This window comes from Rhizobium chutanense (assembly GCF_002531935.1).
Taxonomy (GTDB): Bacteria; Pseudomonadota; Alphaproteobacteria; order Rhizobiales; family Rhizobiaceae; genus Rhizobium; species Rhizobium chutanense.
This window is the reverse complement of the sequence record NZ_NWSV01000042.1, coordinates 1-18,742: the sequence shown is the minus strand read 5'-3', so window position 1 is coordinate 18,742 and position 18,742 is coordinate 1. Positions and strand designations below refer to the sequence as shown.

At 60.8% G+C, this 18,742-nt stretch carries 14 protein-coding genes and 2 pseudogenes; 6 read left to right on the top strand and 10 right to left on the bottom strand.

The genetic code is table 11. The features are described from left to right. Positions 1 to 58 precede the first annotated feature (58 nt). The 9 genes from sctR to CO666_RS31425 all read right to left on the bottom strand — a co-directional run bounded on the left by sctR (position 59) and on the right by CO666_RS31425 (position 8,687). Positions 59 to 712, bottom strand: a complete 654-nt coding sequence (sctR, locus tag CO666_RS31465) for a type III secretion system export apparatus subunit SctR (protein ID WP_008534263.1) — start codon at positions 710 to 712, stop codon at positions 59 to 61. Beyond that, entirely contained in the window at positions 712 to 1,731 is a 1,020-nt protein-coding gene (locus CO666_RS31460; protein ID WP_011053324.1) for a FliM/FliN family flagellar motor switch protein, read from the bottom strand. Before CO666_RS31460 ends, sctR begins: the two co-directional genes overlap by 1 nt. Then, on the bottom strand, positions 1,728 to 3,047 hold the full coding sequence (locus tag CO666_RS31455; protein ID WP_004672587.1) for a FliI/YscN family ATPase: 1,320 nt from the start codon (positions 3,045 to 3,047) through the stop codon (positions 1,728 to 1,730). The genes CO666_RS31460 and CO666_RS31455 overlap by 4 nt, the downstream gene beginning before the upstream one ends. Then, the gene (gene sctL, locus CO666_RS31450; protein ID WP_004672586.1) at positions 3,040 to 3,603 is read right to left on the bottom strand and encodes a type III secretion system stator protein SctL; all 564 of its coding nucleotides are present in this window, start codon (positions 3,601 to 3,603) and stop codon (positions 3,040 to 3,042) included. The genes CO666_RS31455 and sctL overlap by 8 nt, the downstream gene beginning before the upstream one ends. Continuing rightward, entirely contained in the window at positions 3,600 to 4,229 is a 630-nt protein-coding gene (locus CO666_RS31445) for a hypothetical protein (protein ID WP_004672585.1), read from the bottom strand. Before CO666_RS31445 ends, sctL begins: the two co-directional genes overlap by 4 nt. Before the next feature lie 2 nt (positions 4,230 to 4,231). After that, positions 4,232 to 5,062 carry a type III secretion system inner membrane ring lipoprotein SctJ gene (sctJ, locus tag CO666_RS31440; protein ID WP_042120090.1) on the bottom strand — a complete coding sequence of 277 codons (831 nt, stop codon included), beginning with the start codon at positions 5,060 to 5,062 and terminating at the stop codon, positions 4,232 to 4,234. Continuing rightward, positions 5,059 to 5,535: a hypothetical protein gene (locus CO666_RS31435; RefSeq protein WP_004672583.1), complete on the bottom strand. Its 477-nt coding sequence runs from the start codon at positions 5,533 to 5,535 to the stop codon at positions 5,059 to 5,061. The genes sctJ and CO666_RS31435 overlap by 4 nt, the downstream gene beginning before the upstream one ends. A 50-nt stretch (positions 5,536 to 5,585) precedes the next feature. Next, positions 5,586 to 5,843 carry a hypothetical protein gene (locus tag CO666_RS31430; protein ID WP_004672582.1) on the bottom strand — a complete coding sequence of 86 codons (258 nt, stop codon included), beginning with the start codon at positions 5,841 to 5,843 and terminating at the stop codon, positions 5,586 to 5,588. Positions 5,844 to 6,146: 303 nt separating this feature from the next. After that, positions 6,147 to 8,687, bottom strand: a complete 2,541-nt coding sequence (locus CO666_RS31425; protein ID WP_004672581.1) for a hypothetical protein — start codon at positions 8,685 to 8,687, stop codon at positions 6,147 to 6,149. Between the two features lie 25 nt (positions 8,688 to 8,712). Here CO666_RS31425 and CO666_RS34770 point away from each other — a divergent pair, with 25 nt between their 5' ends. After that, positions 8,713 to 9,003, top strand: coding sequence for a hypothetical protein (locus CO666_RS34770; protein ID WP_004672580.1), 291 nt, complete (start codon positions 8,713 to 8,715; stop codon positions 9,001 to 9,003). A 207-nt stretch (positions 9,004 to 9,210) separates the two neighbouring features. Here the strand turns inward: CO666_RS34770 and CO666_RS31420 are convergent, their stop codons facing one another. Next, positions 9,211 to 11,820, bottom strand: coding sequence for a hypothetical protein (locus CO666_RS31420; RefSeq protein WP_011053319.1), 2,610 nt, complete (start codon positions 11,818 to 11,820; stop codon positions 9,211 to 9,213). 323 nt (positions 11,821 to 12,143) lie between these two features. Between CO666_RS31420 and CO666_RS31415 the strand changes: the two genes are divergently transcribed. From CO666_RS31415 to istB, 5 genes and pseudogenes are all read left to right on the top strand, one after another. Continuing rightward, on the top strand, positions 12,144 to 12,353 hold the full coding sequence (locus CO666_RS31415; RefSeq protein WP_004672578.1) for a hypothetical protein: 210 nt from the start codon (positions 12,144 to 12,146) through the stop codon (positions 12,351 to 12,353). A 145-nt stretch (positions 12,354 to 12,498) separates the two neighbouring features. Beyond that, a pseudogene (locus CO666_RS31410) lies at positions 12,499 to 13,066 on the top strand (DUF6088 family protein). Then, positions 13,059 to 14,072: pseudogene (locus CO666_RS34355) on the top strand (nucleotidyl transferase AbiEii/AbiGii toxin family protein). Before CO666_RS31410 ends, CO666_RS34355 begins: the two co-directional pseudogenes overlap by 8 nt. Positions 14,073 to 15,769: 1,697 nt before the next feature. Beyond that, the gene (istA, locus tag CO666_RS31385; RefSeq protein ID WP_026188833.1) at positions 15,770 to 17,275 is read left to right on the top strand and encodes an IS21-like element ISRel5 family transposase; all 1,506 of its coding nucleotides are present in this window, start codon (positions 15,770 to 15,772) and stop codon (positions 17,273 to 17,275) included. Further along, positions 17,272 to 18,165, top strand: a complete 894-nt coding sequence (istB, locus tag CO666_RS31380) for an IS21-like element ISRel5 family helper ATPase IstB (RefSeq protein WP_004672573.1) — start codon at positions 17,272 to 17,274, stop codon at positions 18,163 to 18,165. The genes istA and istB overlap by 4 nt, the downstream gene beginning before the upstream one ends. Positions 18,166 to 18,742: the final 577 nt, after the last annotated feature.

Here is an 18,742-nt window from a genome sequence, read left to right as displayed (position 1 = left end):
GGCCTTTCGCGTGGGCGCGGCAGGCGCTCGAACCGGGGCTTTCGTCAAGGCGCGATGCTCACTGCGCATAGGACAGCACCAGACCTTCCAGCAATCGCCGCCAGCCGTCGATCGAGACGAACAGCAGCAGCTTCAGCGGTGTCGACACCACGGTCGGGGACATCATCTGCATGCCGAGCGCCACCAGAATGGCGGAGACGGCGAAGTCGATCATCAGGAAGGGCAGATAAATCAGAAATCCGATTTCAAAGGCCCGCGTCAGTTCCGAAACGAGGAAGCTTGGCGTCAGCACGGTGATATCGTCGGAGGCAATGGGGGTTGCCGGCGCGTTTGCCCAGATCTTCTGCGACGCCTGCACGAAAAAGTCGCGCACCTCGGCGTCGGAAAATTTCAGCATGAAATCCTTCAGCGGCGCTGCCACTTTGATCATGCCGTCCGCCATGCCACTGACCGTGCCGAAATCGCCGCTATGGGCGAGCAGCAATTGCCAGCTGTTTTGCAGCACCGGGTTCATCACGAAGGCCGAGAGCACGATGGCAATCGCAAAGACCAGGAGATTCGGCGGCGTCTGCTGGATGCCGATCGCATTGCGCACGATCAGCAGGACGACTGAAATCTTGGTGAAGGAGGTTGCGATCACGGCAATGACCGGCAGCATCGAGATCGCCGCCATTGCCGCGAGGCTCTGGGCAAGAGGAAAGCTCTGTTCCATCAGTCGTGCAGCGCCGTGACGCGAACGGCGCTCAACCCATCCACGGAAATGATTTCGCCCCGTCCGATAATGCGGCCCTGGGCGATGATATCGACGGCGTCCGACAATGGCCTGTCGAGGTTGAACACATAGCCCTCGCCGATCGTCTCGAGTGTGCGCAGCGGCAACTCCAGCCGTCCGGCATCGAAGACCAGCTTGATCGGGATGCTGTCGACAGGCGACGGACGCGGCTCGCCCTGCAATTCCTGATCGACGGTGTCATTCGTCATGAAATGCCTCATTGGTCCGGTTGGCGTCGACAGGAGCGGCTCGGTGAGGACCGCGCCTTTGTCCGAGCGCATGCAGGTTGCAAGGTAACGTTCACCCGTGATCGCGACCACGGTCTCCGGTGCCCCCCCATCGATGACGATGCCGTCCCCCAATCGCAGGGATTTGATCTGACCGACCGACAGCACGGCATAACCGCGCCGGATGTTGACCGCCGTCGTCAGGGCATTGAGCGTGCGGCGCGGTAGGCGGCTTGCCCAGCCGACGAGGCCGGCAAGGAAGGTTTCATCGAAACGGCCGCTCAAGGGCAGGCTCATGCCGCTCCAGCCGATTTCGAAGCCGAAATTGCCGCTAAAATCCGGCTCCGGCTGCGCGCCGATCTCCAGCAGCGAAAGGCCGATGCCGATCTTGTTCTCGATTGCCTCGAAGGCCTCGGCGAACTGATGTTCCACCACCGCCGCCTTTTCATGCGGTGACAGTTTTTCCCAGAGCAGCAGCGGTTCCAGCCTTTCGGCCAGCAGCCGCAATGCTCCGGCCGAAGCAATCAGCATCTGATCCTGCTCGCCGACGCGGCAGAGAATGCCGACAGGATCGGCGATCCGCGTGGCCGCGATATCGGGGGACAGCGGGCGAACGGAAAGCGTCTGCTCCCGGACCGGAATTTGCCAGGCGGCGCGCATCGTCGTGCCGGAACGGGAAAAGAAGCTCCCGGCCATCGATGAGTCGGGCCATGCGGGCGCGGCGATATTCATCGGACAAGCTCCTCGAGCGCTTCGACGATCGCGCCGAACGGCTGCGGCTTGCCCTGGCCGTCAAACAGGAAGCGCTGGATGAGCCCGTGTTTGGCGACGGCCTCGTCGACGGCGGCATCGCGCCCCTGGCGATATTCGCCGACGCGGATCAGCAGTTCCACCTCGTCATAGAGGGCCAGCAGGGCGCGCAGCCTGTCGGCTGCCTGGCGATGGCTCTCGCTCACCACCGCGCTCATCGTCCGGCTTCGGCTGGCCAGCACATCGATCGCCGGAAAATTGCCCGCCCTGGCAATCTTGTCAGAGAGCACGATATGGCCGTCCAGCAGCGACCTGGTTTCTTCGGCGATCGGATCGTCCTGCTCTTCGCCTTCGACGAGGACCGTATAGAAAGCCGTCATCGTGCCGTTTGCGCTGTTGCCGGCGCGCTCGAAGATCTGCGGCAAGACGGCGAATACGGAAGGCGGAAAGCCGCGCCGCACCGGCGGTTCGCCGGCAGCAAGCCCGACTTCGCGCAAGGCGCGGGCCATGCGGGTGACGCTGTCGATGACGAGCAGCACATGTTTTCCCTGCTCGCGAAAATATTCGGCGATCGCCGTTGCCGTCATCACCGCCTTGAACCGCTCCAGCGCCGGGCGATCCGATGTCGCCAGAACCAGCGCCACATTCGAGGCAACGCCTTCCGGCATGTTGTCGGCAACGAATTCGCCGACCTCGCGTCCGCGTTCCCCCACCAGCGCGCAGACGATCACATCGGCCTTGTTGTTGGCGACGATCTGGGACACCAACGTCGACTTGCCGGCGCCGGGCGCGCCGAAAATACCGATGCGCTGGCCCTGCCCGCAGGTCAGCAATCCGTCCAGGGCGGCAATCCCCGAGGTGAACGGCTGGCGGATGGGACGGCGCGACAAGGGGTTGACCGGCTGGCCGTAGAGCGGCTGCAGGAAACGCGCGTCATCGCCGGCCGGATTGGCGGAGGGACGCAGGACGTTGCCGTGCGCATCGACGACCGCGCCGAGCAGGAAGTTGCCGACAGAGATCGCCGGCTCCCGGCCGGTCGGGACGATTTCCGTGCGCTGGGAGATGCCGCGGGTTTCGCCGTGAAGCGAGAGAAGTGCCGTCTCGCCGTCGATACCGACGACATCGGCGAGGCCGATGCGGCCCCTGCCCGGCTCATGCAGTTCGCAGAGCTCGCCGATCCGAACCGAGGGGATGAGCGCCCGCACCAGCAGGCCCGAAACACTCGTCACGCGGCCGCTCTGCCGCCGCACGTCCGTCTGTTCGAGCGTCCGCTCCATGCGAAGCAATGCGTCAGCCATGGACGAGGGCCTCGATCACGGTGGCGAGCTGGTCTTTCAAGCCGATCTGGCTTCGTCCCGCCGATGTCTCCAGGACGATCTCGCCGGCAGACATCAGCGGATCCGTTTCGATAGTGATGCGATGATCGATATCCGCAATTGCCTGGGCGATCATGGCGGCATCCTCGGGGGCGACATGGAGGGCGATCTCCTGGGCCTCTGCGGTCTGGGATATGGCGTGGCGGACCAATCGCCTGGTGCGTTCGTCGGCCTCCATCGATCCGAGGATCAATCCGACCGATTTCAGAACCACCGCCTCGACCCAGCTGTCGAGATTGGCAATCTCCTGTTCGGCTTTTCCGAGCGAGGCGGCAAGCCGTGCGGCGGCATCACGAACGCCCTGTTCGAACCCGTCGCGATAGCCGTTTTGGGCGGCCTGCTCGCTGGCGGCTGCAAGTGTGGCCTGGGATTGGGCGGCGTCCTGGCGGGCAGCCGCCAGAATTTGCGCCGCCTCCCTGATCTGGCCGAAGTTTTCCGCCGGAATGATGCGGTCGTGGCGTGCAAATCCCGAGCTCATCGTCCGGCGCCTTCCTGTGTGGAGGCGACCTCGTCGACGGCGGCCGTCGCCAGAACGAGCGCCGGGCTCTTCAACAGGGAAGCCGAGCCGTTTTCGGCCATGTCGCGCCAGCCCGCCCACCGCCATGCCGCAGAGATCCGATATTCGTCTGCCAGAAGCGTCAGCATCGACCAGCCATCGGCCTCGACGACATGCCTTGCCTGCTCGCTCAACAGATCAAGCGGCGGCGTTGCCGTGGAAAGATTGATGTGGCCGAGGGCGAATGCGACCGCTTCCTCGCCGTAGGCGGCCCTGAGCCTCGCAAGGGTCGGGCGATCGACCGCGGGGCAGAAGGCTGCGAGATGATAGGCGAAGCCCGCCCGGAACGCGGCCTTTGAGAGTCCGTCCGCGTCCATGGAAATCAGGCGGCGGGCGCCGTCGGCAAATGTGGCGGGGTCGCCATGGGCTTCTGCGATCTCCGTGAAAAGCCGCCGGTGCAGCCGCCGCGACAGGGTAGACCCATCGGCAAGGAGCGGCGCGGTCCCATCCCATCGGGCGGCCGTCAGCATATCCGCGGAAAGCAGCGCTGCCCTGCGGATCCTCGCCGCATCCGAGATCGCCTCGCCGTCCGAACGCGGCGTGCGCATGCTCAGCGCTCCTTCCGCTGCGGCAACAGCAGCAGCAGGCATGCCCCGATGGCGAGGATAATTGCGCCGATCACGGCCAGATTGGGGGCCTTGAAAGCCGAGAGAGCGCTTTGCACCATCGAGAATGGCGCTGCGGCGGGTGCCGGCGTCACGGTTGCCGCCGGGGCCGATGCTGCCGTTGCCGGCGGGGCCGCCGGCGCGCCGACCTCCGACCAGGGGCTGACCACCACCGAGACATCTTCGTAAGAGAGATCACGGATGCTGTTGACCAGAACGGACCGGCTTTTCATGTCGATCTCGTTGAGATTGGCGCCGGGGCGATATTGCAACACGGCCGCCGCCCTCGCCTTTTCCTTGATGAGCCCGCGGCCGTTTTCCTCCGGCAGCACCACATGGACGCGCGCCGTCGCCACGCCGTCAAGCCCCGAAAGCGTTTCGGCAAGCTGCTGCTCGATGGCGTAGCTCATCCGGGCTTTTTGTTCGTAAGGCGTCACAAGGAAGCCGTTGCCGGGAAAGAGTTCGGCGACATTTCCGAACGACTGACGCGGCAGACCGGCGCCCGCCAGCAACTCGATCGCCCGGGCATGATCGGCTGATTCAGCGGCGATCGCATAGGTCCCGCCCTTTTCGCTCCTCATGGTGACGGAGATGCCGGCGCGTTCGAGCAGGACCTGAGCATCCAGCGCATCGCGCTGATCGAGTCCCGTCAGCACGTCCTGGCTGCAGGCGGCGAGGAACAGGCAGAAAGCGAGCATGGCGGCCTTCGGAAGGACTTTGCGCGCGGGCGAAGTGATCGGTGATCTCGCAAGGGCCGATGTGATCATGATATTCACTGGCCCTGCGTCAGCCGTTTGGACGACGACATCACCGACTGGGTGAGTGACGACAGCAGCGTCGTGCCGGTCGCGAATTGCTGTGATTTCTCCAGCCGGTCGATCGATGTCGTGATGTCTTCGATCTTCGGGCCGCTGTGATCCTTGTCCGCGGCAAATCGCACCAGCGGCGTCTCCGGCTGGCCGTTCCCGGCCACCGGCATGAAGAATGCCGACAGCCGGTCGAGAATGCTGGAGGGCCTGGTATTGCCTTCCGGTGAATAGGAGGGCGGGACGGCGTCGGACTCAGGCGCGATCTTGCGGCCCTGGATGTTGGGAATGGAGGTGAGTTCGGTTGGCCGAAGGCCGGCGAAATCCGCCGGCTGCAGCCCGATCCGCTCCGCCACGATCTCCGAGGTCTTCAGCACATTGCCTGTCGATACGCCATCAACGGGCGGCGTAAAGGCGCGGCCGGTAAGTTCTTCTCCGCTCATTGCAATTCCTCAACTCGGTACACGTCAACTGCAAACGATGAACGGGAACGCTACTCGTCGCTGCCTTCGTCGATCGCCTCCTTGGCGAAATTGAAAAGCGAATTGTTCAGCATCAGGGTGTTGGAAATCATGCCTGGCAGAAACGCGTCCACGGCAGCGGAGAGTATCTCGCTCTCGCTGTTCGGATCGACCTTTTTCGTCGTGCTGCCGGTGGTGTCCTTGGAATCTGTCTTATCAGTCGTCAGCTCCACCGAGACAGGGTTTGCAGGCGCCAGGTTCAGGTCGGAATTCACTGCATCTACGGCCATATGAGCACTTCCATCAAGGAGTTATCAAAATGAATGCATGATTTGATATGGATAAAAAAACGGCCGGTCAATTGTTTAAACTTAACCGATGGTTAATTTTCGGAAATTACAATCGCTTTGACAACTTTCTCGACCTTTATATTAAAATTGAACGTTTTTATCCATAAAGCGCAGCAGATATCCAGATTGCGCATGAAATTCATACTTAAATTTATTGCTATCAAATATTCACAGGCCCGACCGCCTCTACGCCAACCGGGCCTGTGAGTACCCAGATATTTGGTGTTGCGAAAGCGTCCCGGATCAGCCCACCGCCGTACCGCGGCGCTTCTCGATATCGGCGATGATCGCGTCCCAGTTCTCAGGGGTCAGCTCGCGCTGTTCCGGGTCGCGGGGCGCGGGGGCGACGCCGCCCTTGGCGCCGACGCGCTGACCTGTTTTGGCGTAGATGCCGACCGTGTCGTTGACAGTGCGCTTAAGCATGTCGTTCATCATGTCGGTCTGCTTGTGGAAGGCTTTTTCCTGCTTGATGCTCTGGTAGATGGCAAAGCCCGCCCAGGCCGCCCAGGACACCGCGCCGGCGATCGCGAAGGCGAGCGAGAAGCCGCCGGAGACGAGCGCTACCGTTGCGCCCGTGCGCCCGAGGAAGGTGGAATTCACCAGCATATTGGCAACGCCTGCGATGCCCTCGATCGCGCCGACCGTGTCCGCCGCGGTTCCGATACCCATGAAGATGAGATCGACCGGATCGCCCTTGCCACTGGTGAGCCCCTGCAGGAACTGGTAATATTCCACCGGCAGCCAAGCGACGCCGGCAACGGCGCCAACCGTCGTCCCGGTATTCTTGAAAAAGGCGGAGAGCACGCTGCGCTGCGCCCGCGCCAGCTCGTCGGAAACGCCGACGAGTGAACTGATCCCATCCAGCAGCGAAAAATTCGAGGCTTTGATCGCCGAGCCGAGCGCACTGCCCATGTGCGCGAGAGCGCCAAGGGCGTGCAGAACCACGATGCCGATGCTGTCCCAGGTCGGGCTCGTCATGTTGAGGCCGGCATAGATGGAGCGGGATGCGGTAAGCACCGACATCACGCCGGAAGAGAGCGCCGCCTTGTATTTGACAGGATCGACCCCTGCCGGCGCCGCCGTCGCGGTCTTGTCGATCAGCTTGGCAAGGTCGGCCTTGATCGTTTCGACGCTGCCGCCCGGTCGCATCGTCGCCCAAAGCGCGGTGAAGATCGTCGTGAAATTGGTCTTGTATTGCGCCATGGCATCGGCATTGCCCTTGAACAGGGTTTCCGCCAGCGCGTCGAGGCTCGGGGCGATGATCCTCTTGATCGCCTCTTCGGCGGTCTTGCCGTCGACGATGATTGGATCGATCACATCCGTGCCGGGCATCAGCGTCTTCATCAGGCCTGACATGGAAAGTCCCATGTCCTTGAGGCTCGATGTCAGATATTCGCTGTCGATATAGGGCAGATCGAGACTTTGGATGGTCTTGCTCCAGCCATTGTCCTTGGTGGCGAACATGCGCTCGGCGATCCAGGCGTCGCCCCCGCTGCCGGCGAAGAAGCGCCCGCCGTCTGAGCCGTTGGCGGCAATGCCCTTGCCGGCCAGCCCGGTGCCGATCATGATTGCCGCCATGACGTCGTTGAACGAATAGCTGGCGAGATTGCTGGAGGGCAGCGGCGAGACGCTCTTGTCCCACTCGGCATTGGCCGGCAACTTCGAGACCAGGCTGGCGCCCATGACGAGCCCTTCCAGCGCGGTCTGCACCGCATGGCGGTAGCCCAAGACCTCCTTGCCGCCGGGTGCGCTCAGGCGCGACGTCAGGCGCTCCAGATTGCCGGCGAGATCGCCGATGCCGATTTCTCCGGCGCCTACCTTGTCGAGCAGCGGACCGAGAAGCGCCTTGACGTCGGCCTTGAACTGATCGCGCACCTCGGGGCTGTCTGACCCGTAAAACTGGTTGGCCATCGCCTGGATGGTCGGGTTGAACAGGTGGGTGATATTGTTGGGAACGGTGCTGCCGAATTCGGAAGCGGCAACCTTTTTCAAACCGTCGAGGTCGATCTTGAGATCGGGGAACAGGCTCCCGCCGAGCCCGAGCGACTGGTCGAAATCCACAACCGGCAGGATGGAGCCGAGCCCCTTCAGTTCCCGCTCGGTCTTGTTGCCGGCCAGTCCCATGCGGATCAGGCCATCGAGCGCCGTCGTCGGATCGGAGATCGTCGGCAGCACGTTCTTGTCGAAGAATTCGGCATAGGTCTTGTCGGCAATCGCCGAGCGCTGCTTTACGAAATCGTCGGGAAGCACCATGGAATAGAAGCCGAGGGCGGCATTATATTCCTTGAGAATGGTGGTGACGTCCTTGCCGGATTTGAGACCGTCATTCAGCAGGCCGCCATTGACGATGTCGCGCTCAAAGGCATCCTCGACCTTCGTACGCAGGTCCTTCATCTTCTCGTCACGCGTTATCGTGTCGTTGATGATCTCGGAAGCGTCCTTGTTCGTATCGGCCGGCGCCACGCGATAACCGGAGAAGATCAGCTTGAAGGCCTTCAGCGCCTTCTCCGTCATCAGCGAGTTGACGTCGGGGTCCGAGCCCAGGATGGCGATCGACTTGTCGAGATCCTTCAGGATCTCCTGGTCGTTGTAGATGCCGCGCTGGTTGTCGCCGAGGCTGTCCTTGTATTGGCCGAAGGTCGCCTTGGTCTGAAGCAGATCGAGATACATGATCAGTTTCTGCTCGGCAGTGTAATTGTGAGGGTTTTTGACGACGTCGATGCTCTCGAAGGATTTGTCCTTGTCCTTCAGCCCTTCCATGAAGCCCTGATTGATCTCGCTCATGAAATCGGAATTGAACAGGAGATCGATGACCGGCTGGATCGGCGCGGTAGGGCGGGACGTGCCATTCGACGTGGCGGCCAGCGAAACGAACTTCGGACTGCTCGTCTGCGCCGATATAGAGGAGAAAATCGTCAGGGCTGCCGTCGTGGTCCCGTCAGAGGCAAAAGGCGATGCCTTCTTGACCGTGGTGCTCGTGGTTTTGCCCTGGCTCGTGGAATTTTCGGACTTTGGATCGGAATTGGCGTTTAGCCGGAGAAATGAAACCGTATCGATATCCGAAGATGCTGGTGCGATCGATGACATGCGTTCCCTTTGATTTTCTTTTTCCGCTTTTCGCGGATGACGTCGTTTACCTTACGTTAGGCATAAGATCGACCTTTGCGTGATAATTCAAGCCCGATCGGACATCGCGGTTGCATAAAATGCAGCGGCCTCGCGCCTGGAGATCAAAAATCACATTTTTACCGAGGGGTCGCAGGGTATTTCCCAGGCTGTGGCGGTCATCGTTGCCGCCCCTCTGCCTCTACCAGATGAATGACGGGTCTGGCCCAAATTCGAGATGCACGGACTCGCCGGTGTAGCGTTCAAGCTTCTCGTTCAGCTGCTTTTCCATTTTGTCGAGCTTCTTCACGCCATTGGCCATATCCCACAGACCAAGCGCCAGCCCGACGGCCGAGGCAACGAGGCCGGTGACCAGTCCGGCCGCGGCAAGGCCGGTTTTGGCGGCGCTGCTGAAGATGGTCACGACTTCCGGCGCCACCGTTCCGAGTCCGGAAAAGGCACGGGACATGGCATTGGTCAGATAAAGCATCGCCTCGGAGAAACCGATCAGCGCGTTGCCGGTACCGGCAATGCCGCCGATTATTTCGAGCGCGCCCTTGGCGCGGTCGCCGGCCTTCATCGACCGCGACGCCGAATAGAAGCCGAGGCCGGCCATGGCGAGGCCGCCGGCCGCGCCGAGGATCTTGCCTGCCGCTTCCATCGTCTTCGGCGAGAAGTTCATCGAGATCCCCTTGCCCCAGCTGCCAGGCTGATTGCCGAAGGCGCTGAACGGTTTGCCGGCAACGTCGAGGTTCTTGCCGAGCCCCTCCATCGTCATGCCGACGATCTGTGTCGCCGAGCCGACCGCAGCGGCGATATCGGCCGGCGTCCACTTGCCGCCGACACCGAGGCCGTGCGCCACCAGCACGCTCGACATCGTCAGCATCTGCACGGCGTGCATCAGACCGGCCTTGTACACTTCGGCATCGATGCCGGCAGGTGTACGGGTCTGGCGCGGCAGGTCGAGCGAATCCTTGAAGGAGGCAAGCGCGTCGTCGAGCTTCATACCGCCGCGCACCATGCGCAGAACGCCGTCGACGTCGCGCGCTATATCCTGCGCCAGGTTCTGCTTCAGCGTCTCGCCGCCATCTGCCGGGCCGTTTTTGCTGATGAAATCCTCGGCGAAGGTGTTTGCCAACTGGCTGATGGCGTCATTCGTTGCGCCGGGCACAAATGTGTCATCCGGACCCGACAGCAGCGGCTCGAGATCGACACCCTGGCCGTCGCCGATATAATGTTCCTTGACGATGTTCGAGAAGGTGACGTTCGCGGCGTCGAGATGCGCGTCGATATAATCCTGGGGCAGGAGATCGACGAGCGTGTTGAGTTCGGAATAATAATCCTTCAGGGCATCTTCGAAGCTCTTGCCGGCGCTCAGCGCCCGGTCGATCGCCTTGCCGCCGCCGATATCGATCAGATAGGCGTCTTCGATGTTGGTGAGCAGATCGGAATTCTCCGGGCTTTGCAGATATTCCTTCATGCCGCTCGCGAAGATATCCGAGAGATGCTGCTGCGTCGCCGGATCGGCCGTCAGCTTTTCGATCCGCGCATCGAGGTCCTTGCCGACGCGCTCGCCATCGGGCACGCTGTCGCCATACTGGTTCATATAGCCATTGAACTGCTGTTTGATCTCGATGAGATCGTAGAGCACCGTCGCCTTCTGTTCCGGCGTCAGCTGGTCGAGGTGGTCCATGTTGTCGGGCGCGACGAAATTCCGGTTCACGTCCTTCACGGCGTCGCCGAGAATGCCGTATTTGAGTTCGTCGAGCTTCTTCAGCGTCGGCTCATAGGCGGTCGACGGAGCGTAGCCGCGCAGCACCTTGCTTTCCAGGATGTCGTTCTCGTCGATCGGGCGCTCCACGACCGGCTCGATGGCATCCGAGCCCGACATGACAAGGTCCATCTTCTTGAGGCTCGATGTCAGATAGTCGCTGTCGATATAGGGCAGATCGAGATTTTGGACGGTCTTGCTCCAGCCATTGTCCGTGGTGGCGAACATACGCTCGGCGATCCAGGCGTCACCGCCGCTGCCGGCGAAGAAGCGCCCGCGATCTGAGCCGTTGGCCGCAATGCCCTTGCCGGCCAGCCCGGTGCCGATCATGATTGCCGCCATGACGTCGTTGAACGAATAGCTGGCGAGATTGCTGGAGGGTAGCGGCGAGACGCTCTTGTCCCACTCGGCATTGGCCGGGAGCTTCGAGACCAGGCTGGCGCCCATGACGAGCCCTTCGAGCGCGGTCTGTACCGCGTGGCGGTAACCCCAGACTTCCTTGCCGCCGGGAGCGCTCAGACGCGAGGTCAGGCGCTCCAGAAGGCCGCCAAGATCAGCCTGACTGACCTCTCCGGCGCCTACCTTGTCGAGCAGCGGACCGAGAAGCGCCTTGACGTCGGCCTTGAACTGATCGCGCACCGCGGGGCTGTCTCCCCCGTAAAACTGCTTGGCCATCGCCTGGATGGTCGGGTTGAACAGGTGGGTGATGTTGTTGGGAACGGTGCTGCCGAATTCGGAAGCGGCAACCTTTTTCAAACCGTCCAGGTCGATCTTGAGATCGTTGCCCGGGTCGGTTTCGGGCGTGCTCACCTTTGCATCGACCAGGATCGCGGTGGCGCCGCTTTTGCTCTGGGTAAACCCGACGAAGCCCCGCGCAGCGGAGATGTCGAGTGCCTGCCCGTTGCCGCTCGGCGCGATCTTGCGTATTTCGCCGGCGTCGATGGTTTTTGTCGATGCAGAACGGCCAGTCACGTCTTTCTGGTCGAGGTCCACGACCAGGGTTTCGACCTCTTTCGATCCGCTGCCAACACGTTCCAACATGATTTCGTCACTCCTGATCGACGGCCGCACCCTGAACGGAGGCCCGGAAAGCCTCGTTAGGTCAGAAGTTTTTCAGTGATATGACAAATGGGTGCTATCGGAGCGGCAAAATTGAACCATTGACCCCCACATAGCGCTTCCAAATTATACCGCAGTACAAATGCTGGTGACACCGCAGTCGCCAAGGTGCGGCGCAATAGAGCACGCTACCGTAGGGAATGCGCTCACGAGACAGATCAAAGTCGGTCCTCGGGCTCGGTTTTCAGACTGCATTGTCCGGCAAATCGGTATAAGCCGTCCTCTCGAACAAATCAGGGGACAACATGGAAACCGTGGAAATCAGCAGCCGCAGCGACTTCGGCCTTTGGGCAATTGAGCGGGCGCGGGAAATCGTAACGTCCGAGGGAACTGCTTTTGCGATGGCCGCTCGCGATATGGACGACGAGGCGCTTGCAAACGCTGCAGCCGCGCTAGGCAAGGCCATCAGCGATGCGATGGTGGAAGTGTTTGACGGCCTGATAGATGAATCGTGATTGTGAAGAGACAGCGGGTCACTGACCGATAAAAATTGGTCAGCACCGTCCGGGCTCGCCGTCTTCCCCTCTCATTGCAAACTGTCAGAAACTTGCATATAATTCTGACAAGAGAAATGCCATGCAAAAGCTGACATAGCAAATCATGGGACATGCTGAACGACTGCCGGAAGGACCGCGCTTTCGGCAAAGAGTTTTTTGCATCTCGGAAATCGAGCCGCCCTGGATCAGGCTCTGTCGCGCCTGGCCGAGCGTGGCGAGCTCGTCCGGGCGGGCCGTGGTATCTATATGCGGCCCGTCAAAAGTCGCTTTGGCAGTCGGCCGCCGACGGTCGAACAGGCCGTAGAGGCGGTGGCGCAGCAGCGCGGTGAGGTCATCGTCTCGATGGCGCCGCCGCGGCAAATGCCCTGGGCCTGACCTCCCAGGTCCCGGTCCGCTCCGTCTACCTGACATCCGGCCGTAGCCGGACGATGACCCTTGGACAGCAGACGGTCGAGCTCAAGCACGTGCCGCGCTGGCAATTGGCCTTGGCCGATCGACCTGCTGGCGTGGCGGTCCGCGCACTTGCATGGCTTGGGCCGGAAAGGGCCGATGAAGCACTGTCGCGGATCAAGCGAAAGCTGCCGCCAAACGCGTTCGGCGAGCTGGTGGCGGCGGCTCCGCAGTTTCCGACCTGGCTTGCAAGAAGCGTAGGAAAGGCTGCGCATCGCTGATCTGTTTCTGACCTTGTCAAAGGATAACCGACGCGAAGCCTTGGCGGTGGCGGCCGACCGCACCGGACGGCCCATTCATCTCCTCGAAAAGGATGTCTGGGTCGTCTGGACGCTGCAGACGCTCTTTTCGTCCAAGCTCGGTGAGCATCTCGTCTTCAAGGGCGGCACCTCGCTTTCGAAAGCCTACGGTGTCATCAAAAGGTTCTCCGAGGATGTCGACCTGACCTACGATATCCGCGCCCTGGCGCCGGACTTGGTTGGCGACAATGACGAAGCACTGCCGAAAACCCGCAGCGAGGAGAAACACTGGACCAGCGAGGTGCGAAAGCGGCTTCCGGTCTGGGTGGCGGGCTCGGTGGAGCCGGTTATGGCGCGTTGCGCGTTCAATCTCTTCCGGCGGCAATCCGCCTCGAGGACGATACGCTCTACCTCGACTATGAAGCGGTGAGCAGCGGATCCGGCTATGTCGCCCCGAGCGTCATGCTCGAATTCGGAGCGCGGTCGACCGGCGAGCCGGCCAGTATCCGTCGACTGTGACGCGTCGGGCCAGGTTGATGGTGTCGAATTTCCGAAAGCGAGTCCCCGCGTCATGCACGCGGAGCGGACGTTGTGGGAGAAAGCGACCGCCATCCATGTCTTCTGCCTGCAGGAGCGCCTTCGCGGCGATCGTTTTGCCCGCCACTGGCATGATGTCGTCCGGCTGGACGATGCTGGTTTCGCCGACAAAGCATCCGCGGATCGGCAACTCGCCAATGCCGTGGCGAAACACAAATCCATGTTTTTTGCGGAAAAGGCGGCCGACCGCTCGCCCATCGACTACGCCGCAGCCGTCAACGGCAATCTGGTTCTGACGCCATCCGGAGAAGGTCTGCGTGCGCTCGGCGAGGATTACGCGCGCATGGTCGACGACGGCCTGCTGCTCGGCGATTCCGAGCCGTTCGAGCACCTGATCGAGCGATGCACGCAAATTCAGGCGCATGCCAACAAAAGCGACGCGTCAAAATAAGCAATTGCCGGCCCACAGCCGCACCCTGCCCATTACTGTGAGTGCCCTGTCACCGACGCGGTTTGGCTTCGCGCCAATTATAAGGCGTTTGCTCGTGGCAGGCACCCTTGATGTGATGAGAGTGAAGCTCGGACCCGGTTATTCCGGCTCCGGCCTCGGCGAGGATGTGGCCAAATACCGCACGGGTGCGGGTTCGTTTGAGGAAAGTTGCGCCACGTAAAATGAAGATCCGGTGTGTTTGCAGTGAAGGCATTCAAATTCCCAATTTCAATCTCGCCGGAAGCCCGAGCAAGCTCAAAATCGCTGACGCGAGAATCGACACGGATGTTCCACTTGCCGCAACGGCACGTTCTCGCGCCAAGTGCCGTCCTCCCACTGGCGCGCCGCACGCTTGATTGGCTCTATTCCCGCAGGGGGGGTCGACAAGACGAAGGTCACTTCTTGGCGTCCAGCGGATCGACGTCGCCTTTCATCAGGAAGGCCGCAATCTCGACAGGGCCAGCGCGCGCGGGCGTGACGATGATTTTTGCCATCGCCTTGTCTGAATGAAGATGCGTCGAAGCCGGCTGTGCTGCCGCAGCGATAGGCGCGCGGTGGCGGCGTGAATCGCCAAGTTGCCGCAACGGCCAGCACGAGGAACTCGACCAACGTCTCGGCGGCGAAATAGCGGAAGGTGCATTCCGGTAAACCACGGCGATCGAAACTTAAATCCGTCGCAATCTTCTCGACACTCACGTAGCATGAGCCTCGCGAACAAACGCCGCCACGCCACTATGGCAATTTCACTTCTCCTCCTCGGGATGAAATGGGACCATTCCTGAGGCGCTCTATTCCATCTCGAATACGGAGGATCCGGCATGCCTACGGTGTTGTTCAGACACGACCTCGCTTAACGATGTACTGAAGATTGCAGTCTACACGAAGCACGTTGCAGGCAGTGCTATGAAGTGTTCGCGGAAGATGGTTCGAGGTCTCGTCGGACGCTCTGTCGCGGCGAGCGCGGGACGTGTCTGATGCCCTCGATTTCAGTGAAGAACCATATTTCACGTGTTGCCCACCTGCCGACAACTTCCACCATCGCAAAAATGCACGTCCGCCTACCGAAGCTGAACGCTAACGATCCCCAAATGAGCTCAAAGATCACCTGTCGGCGGCGGCGGCGGAATTGGACTGATGAGGTGAGGGCACAGATTCTTGCCCACAACGTTCTTCAACTCGGCCCAATCCGGCGATATGTTCCCTCATCCTGGTTTCAGGCATGCCTTCAAGGCCCTGTCGGCTCGACACTTGGATTTTACAGGCGCCTGGCTGCTGGCCGACTGCCGCGCCCATTCCGTGATGATAAAAGTATTGTGCCGTGTTGGGTTCTTCACAAATATGTCCAGCACCCGACGTAGTTCTCTGCTCGGAAGCGGTTGAGGTCTGCGCCTTGACGCCGAAGATGGCCCTCTACAAGTTGGGTGACAATGTCCCGAGAGTTCTGCTCGCATTGGTTAGACGGGCAGGCTGGCTCTTTTATGCGTAGCGGCGATCTCGATGAGATTCAGCGTCAATCAGGATGAGACTCGCGCCGGGGTGTGACGGAGTGAGGGCGTAGCCCGATCGTAGTCATACCCCGGCGTGGCGCAGATTTTCGGCGTCTCATGATCGCGGTCGGTCCGGTACATTTGCGGTTTTCTGGATTGGAGAACCAGTTTGTGCCGGGTCGCCATTTAACCGATCATCAGATGAGACTCTTCATGAAGTACCGACAAACGCATTCCGTAGAGGTCGCCGCGTCAAAAGCGTCGATCAGCCGAGCCACGGCATACCGCCTCGACAAGGAGGTACAACTGCCTTCTCAGAGCAAAGCGCCGCGCGGACGCCGCCGCCCTGATCCCTTAGAGCTGATATTCGAGACCGAAGTCGTCCCGCTCCTGAAGGCCGCACCCGGTATCCGTGCCGTCGCTGTCTACAACGAGATGCTGCGCCGACATCCAGAACTCTCTGAAGGTATCCGCCGCACGCTTGAACGACGCATTCGGTCGTGGCGTGCTGTCCATGGCGAAGCGCAGGGGGTCATCTTCCGCCAAACGCACGAGCCAGGCCGGTTGGGCCTTTCGGATTTTACCGACGCCAGCGGTCTTGGTGTGACCATCGCCGGCCAGCCGCTTGATCACCTGTTCTATCACTTCCGGCTTGTCTGGTCGGGCTTCGAACATGCCCATGTCATTCTCGGCGGCGAAAGCTTTGTCGCGCTGGCTGAAGGGCTTCAAAATGCCCTGTGGTCCGTGGGAGGTACGCCGCTTTATCATCGAAGCGACAGCCTGTCGGCGGCATTCCGCAACCTCGACGCCGATGCCAAGGTCGATCTCACCCACCGATACGATCAGCTTTGCTCCCATTATCGAATGACGCCGACGCGCAACAACAAAGGCGTCGCGCATGAGAACGGCTCTATCGAAAGCTCCCATGGCCATCTCAAGAACTCTGTTCATGACGCCCTGCTGATGCGGGGGGCCAAGGAATTCGACGACCTCAGTTCTTACCGCGCCTTTGTCGATGACATCGTCAGCCGTCGCAACGCTGCCCATGGCAAGCGCATTGATGCTGAGCGATCCCATCTGCAGGCGCTGCCCGAGCGCCGGACCACGGACTTCGAAGAGATTGTCGTTACGGTGTCCCGGACGGGCGGCTTCACCTTGCGCAAGGTCTTCTACACCGTGCCATCCCGCCTGATCGGCCACAGGTTAAGAGTTCGCCTGTTCGACGATCGGCTGGATGTCTTTGTCGGCGGTACGCATCTGATGACGTTGCGCCGAGGACGCGGCCATCCCGACGGCCGACACGACCAGGTCGTCAACTACCACCACGTCATCCATTCCCTGCGCAAAAAGCCGATGGCGCTCCGCGGCCTCGTTTATCGCGACAAGCTCTTCCCGCGTCAGGAATATCGCAAGGCCTTCGAAGCCCTCATCGAGCATCTTCCCGACAAGCAGGCTTGCAAGATCACCGTCGAACTCCTGGCGCTCGCGCATGACCGTGGTTGCGAACGCGAACTTGCCGAAGAATTGGCCAGGATACTCGATGCTGGTGACTTACCCAATCTGGCTACCATGCGAGCGCTCTTCGGTCCGGATCCAGCCAAGCTGCCGACCGTTCATGTGCAACTCGCATCGCTCAACGGTTATGAGGCCCTGATCGGGACGGGAGAAGCGGCATGAAGAACGCCCACGTTATCGATGAAGCACGCCTCGGCATCATGCTCAACGAGCTCCGGCTGCCGACGATCAAAATGCTGTGGCCACGATTTGCCGAAGAGGCGGACCGGGAAGGATGGCCGGCAGCTCGCTTCCTGTCGGCTATTGCCGAGCACGAGCTGGCAGAGCGTGCCAATCGCAGGATTGAACGGCATCTCGCCGAAGCGCACCTGCCGCCCGGAAAGACCTTAGACAGCTTCGCCTTTGACGCTGTACCCATGATCTCGAAGGCGCAGGTCATGGCAATCACCGCCGGCGACAGCTGGCTTGCCAAGGGAGCTAACATCCTCATGTTCGGTCCGCCCGGCGGAGGAAAGAGCCATCTTGCTGCTGCCATCGGCCTTGCGCTGATCGAGAACGGATGGCGGGTCCTGTTCACCCGGACCACCGATCTTGTGCAGAAGCTTCAGGTCGCCCGAAGGGAACTGCAGCTTGAGTCTGCCATCGACAAACTCAACAGGTACGACTTGCTCATCCTCGATGACCTCGCCTACGTCACCAAGGACCAGGCGGAAACAAGCGTGCTATTCGAGCTGATCTCGGCACGATACGAGCACCGGTCGATCCTGATCACCGCCAACCAGCCGTTCGGAGAGTGGAACCGGGTCTTTCCCGACCCTGCCATGACACTCGCAGCAGTCGACCGGCTCGTGCACCATGCCACGATCTTCGAGATGAACGTCGAAAGCTATCGCCGCAGAACTGCGCTTGAGGAAAAACGCCAGCGCGGCCGACCGGCCTCGTTTGCGACAATCAGGACATCAACGCTGTCTGTCGCGGAGCGGCAATCAGAAAACGACGAAGAACTTGTCAGCGGCAATCAGCATGATAATTTGATCCCGACCGCGACCTAAGAATCTCATCCAGATTGTCGCAAGCGTCTCATCCTGATTGCCGCGCTATTAGCTATTTTGCATCGATGGGCAGGCTCAAGGTTCTCTTGGAAGTCAGCATTTAGCTGCCTCACCATGGCGTTGAATAGGCTGAGTCGACCAAAGTGCTGCGCCCATTACCGAAGATTGCGATGAGGCATCAGCGTCCTTCAGCAATCTTGCCAAAGAATGCAGGCTTGCGAGATCGACGTGCGGAACCGCCAGGCTGCGCCAACAACCACTCATTGATCGGTCGAACATCCACGATGGGACCTCAAGAAGTCGACCAGAAGAAGAACCAGAAAGGCTGCAGCGGAAATATGCTTCCCTTTGGACACCGCCTCATGCACGTGAACGGGTTGCCCGGACCAGGGATGCCACGGATACAAAAGCTCGCGAACCTCGGTCCCGTGGGTGTTCTGTCGTCGTGTTGTACAACCATTTCCGGCCGCACTCATCGCTCGGATACCAGACCCCGGCCGAGGCTCTAGTTGTGAGCTTTCGGGAGGTTGTCCATTCAAAGCGGATTTAGGAGACTGGAGCTATCACACCTCGAGTC

Bases quoted from the DNA above. Each gene is read 5' to 3' on its own strand.
- CO666_RS31460 (WP_011053324.1), bottom strand. From the start codon at position 1,731: ATGAATATCGCCGCGCCCGCATGGCCCGACTCATCGATGGCCGGGAGC.
- CO666_RS31445 (WP_004672585.1), bottom strand. From the start codon at position 4,229: ATGCGCACGCCGCGTTCGGACGGCGAGGCGATCTCGGATGCGGCGAGG.
- CO666_RS31425 (WP_004672581.1), bottom strand. From the start codon at position 8,687: ATGAGCGAGATCAATCAGGGCTTCATGGAAGGGCTGAAGGACAAGGAC.
- CO666_RS31415 (WP_004672578.1), top strand. From the start codon at position 12,144: ATGGAAACCGTGGAAATCAGCAGCCGCAGCGACTTCGGCCTTTGGGCA.
- CO666_RS31420 (WP_011053319.1), bottom strand. From the start codon at position 11,820: ATGTTGGAACGTGTTGGCAGCGGATCGAAAGAGGTCGAAACCCTGGTC.
- CO666_RS31430 (WP_004672582.1), bottom strand. From the start codon at position 5,843: ATGGCCGTAGATGCAGTGAATTCCGACCTGAACCTGGCGCCTGCAAAC.
- sctR (WP_008534263.1), bottom strand. From the start codon at position 712: ATGGAACAGAGCTTTCCTCTTGCCCAGAGCCTCGCGGCAATGGCGGCG.
- CO666_RS31455 (WP_004672587.1), bottom strand. From the start codon at position 3,047: ATGGCTGACGCATTGCTTCGCATGGAGCGGACGCTCGAACAGACGGAC.
- sctL (WP_004672586.1), bottom strand. From the start codon at position 3,603: ATGAGCTCGGGATTTGCACGCCACGACCGCATCATTCCGGCGGAAAAC.
- CO666_RS31435 (WP_004672583.1), bottom strand. From the start codon at position 5,535: ATGAGCGGAGAAGAACTTACCGGCCGCGCCTTTACGCCGCCCGTTGAT.
- CO666_RS34770 (WP_004672580.1), top strand. From the start codon at position 8,713: ATGACCGGCTGGATCGGCGCGGTAGGGCGGGACGTGCCATTCGACGTG.
- istB (WP_004672573.1), top strand. From the start codon at position 17,272: ATGAAGAACGCCCACGTTATCGATGAAGCACGCCTCGGCATCATGCTC.